Below are 11,787 nucleotides of genomic sequence, written 5' to 3'. Positions count from 1 at the left end.
TTAGTTGCACACTATCATGTGCATTCCATGTAACGGTGGACACCCGGTCACGCTTACTGAATGGTTCAGCGTGACTTCTCAGAGAGGATCTTCATGATTGATCTGGCTACCGGTTCTCAGCAATCCCGGTTTTCTGTAAGGCAGAGGGACAATCATTACTCTTTCTCGTCAACGAAATGATATGCTCTTGTTGTGGAGAATCTTACCATATGCCTTAAACACTGCACAATAACTTTTTACATTTTCTTGCAAAGGAGTTTTTTGAATGTTACATACTTTCCCAACGCTTAAAACGGATCGTCTCGTCTTACGCGAAGTGTTACCCGAAGATGCTACGAGTGTCCTAGCCTATTTATCAGACGAACACGTCGTCAAACAGATGGGACTCGCCGCCTTTCAATCAGAAGCAGACGCGCTTGAAGAGATTGACTGGTATGCCTCAATTCGTCGAGATGGAACGGGTATCCGGTTCGGGATCGCATTACAAGAAGACGATGTCATCATCGGCAGTTGCGGTTTCTTGAATCAAGCGGAACGCCATCAGCGGGCAGAACTTGGGTTTGAGTTGAGCCCTGCCTATCAGGGACAAGGCATCGCGAAGGAAGCATCGCTTGCGGTCATCGAATATGGCTTTACAGAACTTTCGCTCAACCGGATCGAAGCACTTGTCCTACCAGCAAACACCGCTTCGCAACGATTGCTTGAACGGCTCGGATTCCAGCGTGAAGGGTTGCTTCGTCAATATGAGAAAACGCGTGGACAATTCGATGATTTGTATATGTACTCGATATTGCGAGGTGATTGGTTTCAAATTTAATCTATAAAAACATTCCCTTCATTTCAAAATGATTGAAATCTAAAAAGGTGATATTGGAATATACTGTTAGGTGTAAGAAATCATTTTTGTCATTTAAGGGGGAACCATCTTGAAGAAATGGATCGCAGCAGGTCTTGTATCATCATTAGCATTCGGTGTCATGCAGACATCAATCGTTGAAGCAAGTTCAAGTTCAAAAGAAGTGGCTAAACTGAAAAAGGAAAAAGCAGCACTCCAAAAACAACTAGCCGACGAAAAGAAAAAAACAAAGAAGTCGGAAAACGCTTATAAGACGTTACAAGGACAGCACACGAGCCTCTCAAAGTCTTATAAATCACTTGATACTAAGTACAAGAATCTTCAAATCGAGAACGAAGGGAACAAAAAGAAGATCAAAGAGCTTTCGACTGGGTATCGCCTTCTCGCATCTTCAAAATCACTTGTCACAGACGGAGCAGTCGTAACTGGTAAGTACAAAAATACAGAAAGTTTGTTGATGCTTGGTAAAACGCCATACGTACCATTACAATTGTTAGCAGACCTTTCAGGATTACCTCTAATCGAGACTTCCACCGCTTATGAAGTCGGAACACCACTTTCAGGTACATCACTTTCATCGATCCATATCGCCTCTTCATCGTTTGAATCGATTGAAAAAAATCAATCCATTTTAGCGAATGGTAAACTAAATAATCAAAACGTAATCTTATCAGGGTTCTTCAATGATGAATATGCTACTTTTAGTCTTGATCGAAAATATAAAAAATTATCTGGTCAACTGTCCCTTTTGACTGAACAAGCTTTGACAAAAAGTTCGAGTGACTTGAACTATGCGAGTCCAGAAGATGAAATGACACTTGTATTCTCCGACAATAACGGAAAAGAACTCGGTCGCTATGATGTTGTATATGGCGCGGATGAAATAGACTTTGATATTGATGTCACGGGTGTGGCGAATCTTCGTGTAACTGCAGAAGGAAACAGTACAGTTACTACATTGATTTCACCTGTACTGACAAAATAATAAAAAAAATACCTAGAAGAGATTATTAGTCATCTCATCTAGGTATTTTTTTCATCATTTATGCAATTCTTTGATTCGTTTGTGGGTATAAGTTATTTCTTCTTTAAACAGATAGACATGGGATTGCCCTCAAAAAACAAGATAAATTCATAATAAGCAACACCTAGTGGAGCGAGCTCAATCGCTTTTCGTGCATGGTGCAGCAGGCACATTCCAGATAATATAGTAGGTGTACCATCGGAAGTGAAGTCAGTATCGTTGTTCGTCCATGCTTTACTCCTTTCCGTTCCAAACCGCTTCATCGATAGGAACGTGCTTTCATAAACTCAATGATTGGTAGTGTAACTAAAGCAATCGCGAACAAAACGATCAATAACAGATTCGCTGATTCATGTAAAAAGTAATCGAGACAGATGAATCCAAAAATCAGGACAATCAGAATTTTGTAGCTAACGAGCCCGCTCTCCATCGTAATCTTTTCTCCAAGTTCGTCATCAGGTACCGGACGCTCGTCCTCCGTCGTCCGCGCCCACGTAAAATACGAGAAGAACATGATCAACAGAATCGCCAATTGAACAATCGAGAAGAACGTTACGTTGTTTTCGATGATCATACTGATGACTGTAAGACTCGCAAGTATCACGAGCGTTACTAAAAATAAAACCGTTTTTTTCTTAGACATCCCATTCCTCCTGTTCTGAAATGAACAGATGATCGACTTTTGTCCGTAAGACTTTGGCGATATTAAACGCTAATTGTAAAGTCGGATCATACTTGTTGTTTTCAATCGCATTAATCGTCTGCCGACTGACATGACAACGATCAGCCAGTTCTTGTTGCGATAATTTTGCCGCTAGACGTCGCTCCTTGATGTGGTTTCTCATGTTCATTCCTCCACGACGTGTCAAATTCTTTTTACATCTCTACTGTAATGAACTTCCATCATCATGTCAAAAACTTTTGACATAAAAATCATTAAAAAGACACGCTCTCATGATCAGAACGTGTCGTATATGATTGCTCAACCTCGTGGTGGAAATGGATCATGTCCGTAGGAATCTTTTTCCCGAATCTGCCCTTCTTTGTTATGAATGACGAGCTCTGTCTTCTGACTTTTCGCAATGCGACGCCCTTCTGCAATCGCTTCTTTCTGTGTAGCGAATCGTTTGGTTGCTCGAGTCGCACCGGCAGCTTTCACTTGATAGCCACCTTTTGGATGCGGCGTGACATGTTGCTCTCGCTTCATCACGTGACCTCCATTTCCTTAATCTATTTCATCTTCATGACACTATTTTAAAGTGCGGTTGCCTCTTCACTTGAATTTTCTACTAGCCTCTCGGGAGATGCAGTATACTAAAAGAAACGTTTGTTGCCTCGAAAGGAGTTGATATCGTGAATCATTTCGTCTGGCAAGTTCGGTTTTTACGCTTTATCGTCTTCGGTATCATCTTCAGTCTGTTCGGTTTAGCTGGTCTTGGTATCCCACTTGTCTGGCATGGTATCACGAAAAACTTGTTACTCGAGCGACCTGGCTACAGTGTTCTATTGACCGCATACCTTATCTTCATCCCGACTCTTTTGATTTTATTCCATGCGCTCCGCATCCTTCGATATATGTCGATGGCTCCTCCGGCTTTTCCACTCATCACTGCTTCCATTCAATCGATGAAATTGTCTTTTTATATCGTTGCTATTTTAACGGCATGTCTCTTTCCCGTCTTTTTCTATATTGGTCAGATTGACGACGCGCCTGGTCTGATTATCATCGGAATGGGTTTGATTCTTGCTCCGTTGACAATCGGAACGCTACTTGCCTGTATCCAACAATTATTAATACGCTATGTGTTGCCTATGAAATCCTAACTTGAATGACCGAAAAACAAGTGCTCATGATTGTTTTTGTCATTCTAGCCGTTGCTTTTCCTACCTAACACTTTGTTCAATCTCGCTCCTAAGAGCGGGATTTTTTAGTTCGCGTCACATTGATGGCTATCCTGATGTCCCTGTTTCAACAGAATCTTCGATTGGCAACGTAGACATGTCATCAATCGAAATGTAGTTTTTTTTGTGCTGACCGCGTGTCTTCGTAATTCATTTTCATATACATGTCTTGCCTTGATTCGATGATCGACTTCACTTTCCATCTCAATCCCTCTTCCCTCAACTTGTATTTTTTTCTATCTAATATGTGCCCTGAATCATTCTTAATAAATCCTTTTTTAAGAAAAAACGGTTTTTCTTACGACCTTTTATAAAAAAATCCTCAAAAAGTCCTGTTTAATATGTATTTTAACGACCGATAAATGAGTTACAGATAGAAAATATGAGTTGAAAGGACGGTTGCATGTGAAAAACACAACCAAGAACCATTCCATCCGAACACGTCTTTTAGTAATGATCAGTTTGATTTTGATTGCCTTTTTTGTTTTTAGTAGTCTGGCCTTATACTTCAATACGAAACAAACTGCGGTCTCAACGCTGAAAGCGACCGCCGAAAAAGACGCGCTTCGCATCAGCAAAACATTCGACACAGTGGCTTATAGCGAATTCCTACAATCGCCTGTCGCGTCCGAGCAGTATGAAACCCTACGGAATCAACTTGATACCTTACGTAAACAAAACGGACTCTTGTATACATACACAGCACGCATCGACCAAAACAAGGTCCGTTTGCTGATTGACGGTCTCCCTAAGAAAGATGCCGCAAAGATTAATGAACCGGCGAGTGGCGCAAAAGTTACTGACATGAAGGACGTATTAAATGGTGGAACACACGCGACGGACATCATTGATGATCCTGCATATGGACAGTATATGAGTGTCTACGTTCCGTTAAAGGATGCGTCTGGTCAAATCATCGGAATTCTTGGCGTCGACATCGCTGCGAAGGAAATCGATGCCCTCACAACAGAATTATTAAAACAAAATGCACCGATTTTCATTGGACTTTTACTTCTTCTGTTAACGATCACACTCGTCTTGCTCTACATCGTACTCGGTCGAAAATTACGTCCGCTCGAGACGTTACAGAAAGTCGCTGCCTTGATTGCCGAGGGACGACTCGATCAGGCAAAACAGACGTTGACCGATTTGACGATTTCTTCGAGAGACGAAATCTATGCGCTTGCCATCTCGATTCGTGATATGAACGAGATGTTACGGACGATGATCGTTGATATCAAACAGACAGCCACTCTCGTCTCGACGACGAGTCAATCGATTGATCAAAGTACATCAGAAGTACTCGACGGGTCCGAACAAATCGCTCATACGATGTCGGAAATCGCGACCGGGACCGAAAGTCAGACGCAAGTCACGCTTTCGTTGAATGACGAGATGAATCGGTTCGCAGCATTGATCGAGACGACGAATCAGTCTGGTATTGAAATTCAAGGAACGACGGAGCAGATGGCAACACTGACACGAGTCGGACGGGATCAAATGTCCGCTTCCGTCGAACAGATGCGCCACATTCATCAGCACGTCACGCAGTCTGCTGAACAGATTGATCTACTGAAACAGCAATCATCAGATATCCAAACTCTCGTCGGCATCATCCGCGGTATTTCCGAACAGACGAATCTACTCGCCCTCAATGCCGCGATCGAAGCGGCACGCGCTGGTGAACAAGGAAAAGGATTCGCCGTCGTCGCGACCGAGGTCAAGAATCTCTCAAGCCACGTCGCTAGCAGTGTCAGTGAAATCGCAACGATTGTCACGTCGATCGAAGCCAGTGCGCAACAGATGCAACACAGCTTCAAGACGACGGTCGAAGCAACAGCAGCCGGTGAACAAATCGTCCTCGATACGGATACGACGTTCGAACGGTTGACCGATCAAGTCACGCACGTCTCGTCAGCAACACAACAGATGACGCAACAGATGGAAGACGTCTTGCAGGCAGAACGATTCATCCGTAATGCCTTGACGGAAATTGCCGCTGTCGCGGAAGAACATACAGCGAGTAATGAGGAAGTTGCCGCTGCGTCTGAACAAATGATTGCGACGATTACGACGCTGCATACACTCGTCGGTGATTTGAACGAGCGGACAGAACACTTAGAACAGGAAGCCCGTCGCTTCGAGATTTAATCTTTCATTTGTCATTTCTAGGTTCTCACTCTATACTGGTGTGAACTTACATATGAAGGAGTCGAACCAGATGTCCCATTATGATGTCATCATCGTCGGTGCCGGTTCTATGGGGATGGCAGCCGGCTACTATCTTTCACGAACCGATCAAAAAATCCTATTGTTAGATGCCCACAATCCACCGCATGATCAGGCGAGCCATCACGGGGAGACTCGGATCATTCGCCATGCCTACGGTGAAGGTGAAGCCTACGTACCACTGGCATTAGCCGCGCAACGCTTATGGTATGAGTTAGAACAGATCAGCGGCCGAAGTCTATTCCTGAACACGGGAGTCTTAAACGCTGGTCACCGTTCGTCCCGTTCGATGCAAACGATCATCAGGAGTGCAGCACAATACGATTTGCCGCTCGAGGTCCTGACGGCTGAGGAAGTTAGAACCCGCTGGTCCGGCTTAACGATGTCCAACGATTATATCTGCTGTTTTGAACCGACGTCTGGTGTATTGAAGTGCGAGGATTGTATTGAAGCGTATCGCGATCTTGCTGTCGCGAACGGCATCGACATTCGGACGAATGCGAAAGTGACGACGCTCACTGCCCACGCCACTGGCGTTGACGTGACCGTCGGATCAGACACCTATTCGGCTGACGCGTTGATCGTCGCAGCTGGTGCCTGGTCTGGTCCGTTACTGGAACAGACTGGACTCTCCTTACCGCTGCGACCGGTCCGCAAGACGTTCGCCTGGTTCGAAGCAGCGGAAGAGGTATTTAATGACGCGGTGTTCCCTGCCTTCGCTTTTGATACACCCGCCGGTTATTATTACGGTTTTCCAAGCATCGCTCAAACTGGTCTGAAAATCGGACGCCACGACGGTGGGATTCCCGTTGATCCGAATCAACCACGCCGTCCATTCGGTCAAGAGACTGGTGATCTGGCTGATTTACGACAGTTCACGAATACGTTCATGCCCTCGATCGAAACTTTAGCTCACGGCAAAACGTGTCTCTATACGATGACGCCAGATGAGGACTTCATCATCGATTTGCATCCGGACTATCCGCACATCGCGATCGCCGCCGGCTTTTCCGGTCATGGATTCAAGTTCAGCAGCTTAGTCGGAAAAGTACTCAGTGAATTGATCATGGAACGATCGACGACTGAACCGATCGGACCTTTCGCGATTAAGCGTTTTGCGAAATAAGGCATATGAAACGATAAAGACCGGCAACGAAAATTCGTTGTCGGTCTTTTGATGTGCATATATTATTTTTGCTCTGTATTCGATAAGGCTTTATGCTGCGCTTCCGTCGATTTCCACCAGCCGTTGATGAATAGGACGAGTCCGACGACTAAAGCAATGATTGGGAAGTACATCAAGTGATATTCTTCAAGTGCTTCGCCAGCAAATTCCGGTGATAATTCCACATATGCTCGGAACATCTGAACAAAGAAAAATAAGAAAAAGCTTGTAATGAGTGCATATGTACCATAGCGATAGTTTGAATCTTTCATAATAAACGCTCCTTTACCAATTAGTGTCATTATAGACTATTCCCTATTCACTTTTTATTTCCTCTTTTTTCATTATCATTTTTAAGAATGTTTCCAAAAGCATGATAAGATAGTTTTAGAAACGATTGGATGAAGGAGTGGGACACGACGTGAACTTTAACTTATTCAAAAATCATGTCCGGTTTAAGATTGCGCTCGAATTGATTGATCTCGAAGACGGCTTATCAATCATGCAACTGAATCAACGTTTAACGGATGTACCGCAGTCTACTTTGTACCGGCAAGTCAATGCGATGATGGACGATCAGTTGTTGAAGGTCGTCGCCGTCCAGCGTGTTGGAAAAGTCGAAGAGAAGATCTATGCCTTGAACACAAGCGGCTATCAAATCAGCGAAGCAGACTGGAACAGTGCAACGTACGATGAAAAAGTGAACTTCGTCTCGTTCTACTTCATGTACGTCTTGCAGCAGTACCAGACGTACTTCGAACAGACCGTTCAAACGCAAGGTCAGGACCACTCGACGTTCTCGATCGCGAAATTGCACCTGACGGATGAAACCTTCAATGATTTTCAACAGGACATGCGGGCACTGCTCGAAAAATATCATCACCTAGAGACAGAAGACCAGGCAACTGAACGGACCGTCTCACTCGTCATCTTGCCGTAAACACGCTCCGTTTCTAGAAGCGTATTTTCACCAAAATGAAACGAGACAACATTGCGAGGGAGAGAAAATAGACCCCATGAAACGGATCAAAGAAAATCTTGATGCAATTGTGCTGGATACGTTGAACGTAAAAGCAGAACAGATTCTAAAGATTGGTGAAGGAGCTTGGCACACTGTATATAAGTTAAAGAGAGTAGATGATCAAGACCTTGTGATTCGCATAAAAAAGAATGAGGCTTATGGGGAGTTGCAACAAATTGATGAACAAGAGTTAATGACAGAGTATGAGTCAACGAAAGCTTATTATCTACACGCCAATAAAAGTAATCAAAACGTTTGCCCTAACTTTTATCAGTATTTTATAGAGAAAGACTTGGTGTTTACAGTAGAAACGTTCATGGGAAACGGAACAGACCTATTGTTACTCAATCAGGATCAGACCCATTCTTACGGTACGAAATTAGGGCGAATTTTTCATCGTATACACAACCAGAAAACCTCTATTGCAGGTTTCGGGGAACTGCACTGGCAAGGGGAAACTTTACGAGGTAGCGATTCAAAAAACAGGGATGAATTATGGCAGGAAGAAAATGACCACGTCTTAACCGCCTTAAATGCTCTCATTCACTCTAGTCTTTGCTTTGATAAAGAAAAAGTCGGTAAACATATTCATGCTTTAATTGAAAATAGACGAACTCAGGTTCAAAACATCTCTCTCGTGAATCAAGATGTAACACCAGAAAATTTAATTTTAAGTGATGAACACATTGCAATCATTGACCCGTTTCCAAGATTGGACTTTGATTTGAAATATGCAGCTTACTTTGTTTTTTGTTACAATTTTTTGTTACCAGCCTTTTCAAATGCTCCACGATACATAAATCAAGCGTATAAAGAAAAAAGTTATGTTCTTAACAAAATAGCTGATGGATTCATAAGTGGATATTGCTCTAACGTGGTTGGAGACAAACTCACCATTCAAACTCGACGATTACTGGATGAGTATACATTATGGGTATTGCAAGAAGCTTATGAGCACTACGACATTCTACATCAGCCTCAACTCACTCATAAAACAACGCAACAGATGGGGAATCGAGAAATGATCACTGCTCGGTTACATTTATGCCTCGAAGAATTAGAAAAATGGTGTACTGAATAAGAATAGAGGCTGACGCATAAGTCAGCCTCTTTATGTATCGCGATTGGTTTCGTTATACGGAAACGAGAAATGATGTATCCAGTGACTCACTTTCAATCATGATCGCTGTTAAACCCGTATCCGTCTTCGTTTCGTGCCATTCTCCTTGTTTCCAAAACACGACTTCCCCACACTGAACATTTATGTAGTCATCCGTTTCCCCTCTTACAAAGCCCTCACCCTCTACAATTAATAGAAGTTGCGGCACGACAGCCTGGTGATAACCGACCACGCCATCCTTTCTCTAAATGGATGCATCCGATGTGCGTCACTTTTTCAGTTTGCATGATTCGCGACATCACAAAGTTCGAATCAAATTTCGTGATCTTCTTACCAACCTCTTTTTTGAATTGATAAATCTGCATATAAGTCTCCTTAAAATCATGATTCGTTTGATAGTTCGTCTTTCATTTAAACTATTTGATTCAAATCTCATTTGGAAAATTTTGATAAGAGAAGTTTATCATAGCTCTAACTGATTGAGAACTAACGATGATTCGTCCATGGCATTGACTTTTCTATTTTCATTATTGATAATGGTAATAGAAAAGGAGGGTTTTTCATGAACACAGATTTCTCTGCCTTATCACACATCGACTGGGAACGATTCCTGCCCCTATTATTGATTTACATCTCCATCAACCTGATTCTACTCAGCTGCGCCTGTATCGATTGGTTTAGACGGAAGGACAGGATCGCGACACCGACTACTTGGTTATTGATCATTCTCCTCGTCCAGCCGATTGGCTCGATTATCTACTTCGTCCTCGGAAGGAGGATGACAGCATGATTCAAATTTCTCATCTCCAGCTTTCACTTCAACGACGTCTTATCCTAGACGATATTTCCTTTACGATTCACGAACATGAATGTCTTGGACTGATTGGTCCGAATGGTGCCGGAAAGACGACACTCCTGAAATGTCTGAGCGGCATGATCGAGAGTGACCGTGGTTCCATCACGATGTCTTCGCGCTCCATCCGTCAACACCAGCAATCGATCGGCTACTTATCACAACAGACCGACTTTAAGCCTTGGATGACGTGCGAACAATCATTACGTTTTTTCGGTCGCTTGTCAGGTCTCGATCGCGCAACGTTAAATAAGCGGATTCCGGACGTTCTAAATGAAGTTGGACTCCACGATCAACAAGCAGAAGTCATCGAGCGTTTGTCCGGCGGTATGCGCCAACGTCTCGGGATCGCCCAAGCGATCTTACATGAACCGACATTTCTGATTCTCGACGAACCGGCTTCCGCACTTGATCCGAGTGGTCGACATGATATCAATCAGTTGATTCTCCGTCTAAAAAAACGAATGACGATCATCGTCTCGACGCACTTGTTAGAGGACGCGAAGATGTGTTGCGACCGCTTCCTCGTCATCAAACACGGAAAATTGCTAGGGCCACTCGACAATCAACGCAACGTGAATCAATACCGGATTCAAGTCGAGACGCTCCTCCCTGTTCCTTCATTTTCTTCGACCCTATTTCCACAAGTCGAGATTGATCGAATCAACCCGTGCTGCTATCAGTTCTCCGCGCAGCAGCCGCTTGTTCTCTCGCAGTTAGCGACCACTCTGATTCAACAGGGATGGTCGATTGCTTCGATTGCCTATCAACCGATCGGACTCGAGGAACGGTTTCTCGACATGGTGGCGGACGTATGAGGACGTTTTATACACTGACGCTGACCGAGTGGTTGGAGGCGTGGAAAGAATGGAAGATCGTCTGGTTACCGCTATTCTTCATTGCCCTCGGCGTGACCCAACCATTACTGTTGATGTACATGGATGTCTTGCTTGCACATGTCGGAAATGCGGACGGAATCATCGTCGATCCGAATCGTCCTACTCCACAACCGCTTGACGTTTTCAGCGCAACGATTCACGGACAGTTCAATCAGCTCGGCTTGATTGTCCTGATCATGAGCTTCATGGGACTGCTCGCATCAGACCGACAAACTGGCATGCAGGATTTCATTCTGACGCGCCCTGTCTCCCGGAATGTTTATCTGCTGTCGAAATGGTTCAGTCACGGGATGATCAGTCTATTCGGGATTTTGATTGGCGCACTCACGTCCTATTGTCTGACCGTCTATTGGTTCGGATCTCTCTCACTGATGCTTGCGCTACGCATCATCCTCGATTTTAGTCTTTGGATGTTATTCGTCGTCAGTCTGACACTACTGATCAGCACCTTATTGCAACGCGCTGTTCCGATTGGCATCCTGTCGCTCGTCGTTTCCTTACTACTAGTTGCACTACCTTCGCTAATGCCAGATGTATTATTTTTCACGCCTGGTGCGCTTCTGTCGCTTCCATCGAACACGTCGTTTTTTTCTTCGTCCCATCTAATCGGTGTCGCTTCTTGTCTCGTTTGGATTGCCCTAACACTTAGCTGGTCTGCACTTCGGTTTCGAAAAACGCCTTACTAATCCGGCTCTACAACTAAAAAGGATAACGGAGC

The 11,787-nt window shown here is 44.0% G+C and carries 14 protein-coding genes, 1 pseudogene and 1 other annotated feature (1 of these 16 cut by a window edge); of the genes and pseudogenes, 10 read left to right on the top strand and 5 right to left on the bottom strand.

The genetic code is table 11. The features are described 5' to 3' along the window. Nucleotides 1-181: a binding site (T-box leader), on the bottom strand; it reaches 65 nt to the left of the window's first position. A gap of 84 nt (nt 182-265) precedes the next feature. Next, on the top strand, nt 266-817 hold the full coding sequence (locus tag L985_RS07105; protein ID WP_047395833.1) for a GNAT family N-acetyltransferase: 552 nt from the start codon (nt 266-268) through the stop codon (nt 815-817). Nucleotides 818-926: 109 nt separating this feature from the next. Continuing rightward, entirely contained in the window at nt 927-1,841 is a 915-nt protein-coding gene (locus L985_RS07100; RefSeq protein ID WP_029341448.1) for a hypothetical protein, read from the top strand. 298 nt (nt 1,842-2,139) lie between these two features. On the opposite strand, the gene L985_RS07095 is transcribed toward L985_RS07100, so the two are convergent. From L985_RS07095 to L985_RS07085, 3 genes are all read right to left on the bottom strand, one after another. Then, on the bottom strand, nt 2,140-2,523 hold the full coding sequence (locus L985_RS07095; protein WP_029341447.1) for a hypothetical protein: 384 nt from the start codon (nt 2,521-2,523) through the stop codon (nt 2,140-2,142). Next, complete coding sequence (locus L985_RS07090) at nt 2,516-2,725, bottom strand: helix-turn-helix transcriptional regulator (RefSeq protein ID WP_047395841.1); 210 nt, start codon at nt 2,723-2,725, stop codon at nt 2,516-2,518. Before L985_RS07090 ends, L985_RS07095 begins: the two co-directional genes overlap by 8 nt. 137 nt (nt 2,726-2,862) lie before the next feature. Then, on the bottom strand, nt 2,863-3,087 hold the full coding sequence (locus L985_RS07085) for a DUF2188 domain-containing protein (RefSeq protein ID WP_029341445.1): 225 nt from the start codon (nt 3,085-3,087) through the stop codon (nt 2,863-2,865). A gap of 146 nt (nt 3,088-3,233) precedes the next feature. On the opposite strand from L985_RS07085, the gene L985_RS07080 reads away from it, so the two are divergent. The 3 genes from L985_RS07080 to solA all read left to right on the top strand — a co-directional run bounded on the left by L985_RS07080 (nt 3,234) and on the right by solA (nt 7,137). Then, nucleotides 3,234-3,704, top strand: coding sequence for a DUF2975 domain-containing protein (locus tag L985_RS07080; RefSeq protein WP_029341444.1), 471 nt, complete (start codon nt 3,234-3,236; stop codon nt 3,702-3,704). Nucleotides 3,705-4,187: 483 nt separating this feature from the next. Continuing rightward, entirely contained in the window at nt 4,188-5,933 is a 1,746-nt protein-coding gene (locus L985_RS07075; protein WP_029341443.1) for a methyl-accepting chemotaxis protein, read from the top strand. 52 nt (nt 5,934-5,985) lie between these two features. Further along, complete coding sequence (gene solA / locus L985_RS07070) at nt 5,986-7,137, top strand: N-methyl-L-tryptophan oxidase (RefSeq protein WP_071908761.1); 1,152 nt, start codon at nt 5,986-5,988, stop codon at nt 7,135-7,137. Nucleotides 7,138-7,199: 62 nt separating this feature from the next. Here the strand turns inward: solA and L985_RS07065 are convergent, their stop codons facing one another. Beyond that, complete coding sequence (locus L985_RS07065; protein WP_235513994.1) at nt 7,200-7,448, bottom strand: hypothetical protein; 249 nt, start codon at nt 7,446-7,448, stop codon at nt 7,200-7,202. A 149-nt stretch (nt 7,449-7,597) separates the two neighbouring features. Here L985_RS07065 and L985_RS07060 point away from each other — a divergent pair, with 149 nt between their 5' ends. Together L985_RS07060 and L985_RS07055 are read left to right on the top strand one after the other, a co-directional pair. Continuing rightward, a complete protein-coding gene (locus tag L985_RS07060; protein WP_029341440.1) occupies nt 7,598-8,116 on the top strand; it encodes a helix-turn-helix domain-containing protein in 519 nt (172 codons plus the stop codon). Between the two features lie 76 nt (nt 8,117-8,192). Next, the gene (locus tag L985_RS07055; protein WP_047395847.1) at nt 8,193-9,278 is read left to right on the top strand and encodes a hypothetical protein; all 1,086 of its coding nucleotides are present in this window, start codon (nt 8,193-8,195) and stop codon (nt 9,276-9,278) included. A 52-nt stretch (nt 9,279-9,330) separates the two neighbouring features. On the opposite strand, the pseudogene L985_RS07050 reads toward L985_RS07055, so the two are convergent. Beyond that, nucleotides 9,331-9,682, bottom strand: a pseudogene (locus L985_RS07050) (cupin). 197 nt (nt 9,683-9,879) lie between these two features. On the opposite strand from L985_RS07050, the gene L985_RS07045 reads away from it, so the two are divergent. Genes L985_RS07045 through L985_RS07035 form a run of 3 tightly spaced genes read left to right on the top strand, consistent with a single transcriptional unit; the run spans nt 9,880 to nt 11,755 of the window. Further along, nucleotides 9,880-10,107, top strand: coding sequence for a PLDc N-terminal domain-containing protein (locus tag L985_RS07045; protein WP_029341438.1), 228 nt, complete (start codon nt 9,880-9,882; stop codon nt 10,105-10,107). Further along, nucleotides 10,104-10,988, top strand: coding sequence for an ABC transporter ATP-binding protein (locus L985_RS07040; protein WP_047395849.1), 885 nt, complete (start codon nt 10,104-10,106; stop codon nt 10,986-10,988). Before L985_RS07045 ends, L985_RS07040 begins: the two co-directional genes overlap by 4 nt. Next, nucleotides 10,985-11,755, top strand: coding sequence for an ABC transporter permease subunit (locus L985_RS07035; RefSeq protein WP_047395851.1), 771 nt, complete (start codon nt 10,985-10,987; stop codon nt 11,753-11,755). Before L985_RS07040 ends, L985_RS07035 begins: the two co-directional genes overlap by 4 nt. The last annotated feature ends 32 nt before the right edge of the window (nt 11,756-11,787 follow it).

The organism is Exiguobacterium sp. ZWU0009 (genome assembly GCF_000798935.2).
GTDB classification, from domain to species: Bacteria; Bacillota; Bacilli; order Exiguobacteriales; family Exiguobacteriaceae; genus Exiguobacterium_A; species Exiguobacterium_A acetylicum.
The sequence above is the reverse complement of the archived record's forward strand: the minus strand, read 5'-3'. Positions and strand labels throughout refer to the sequence as shown.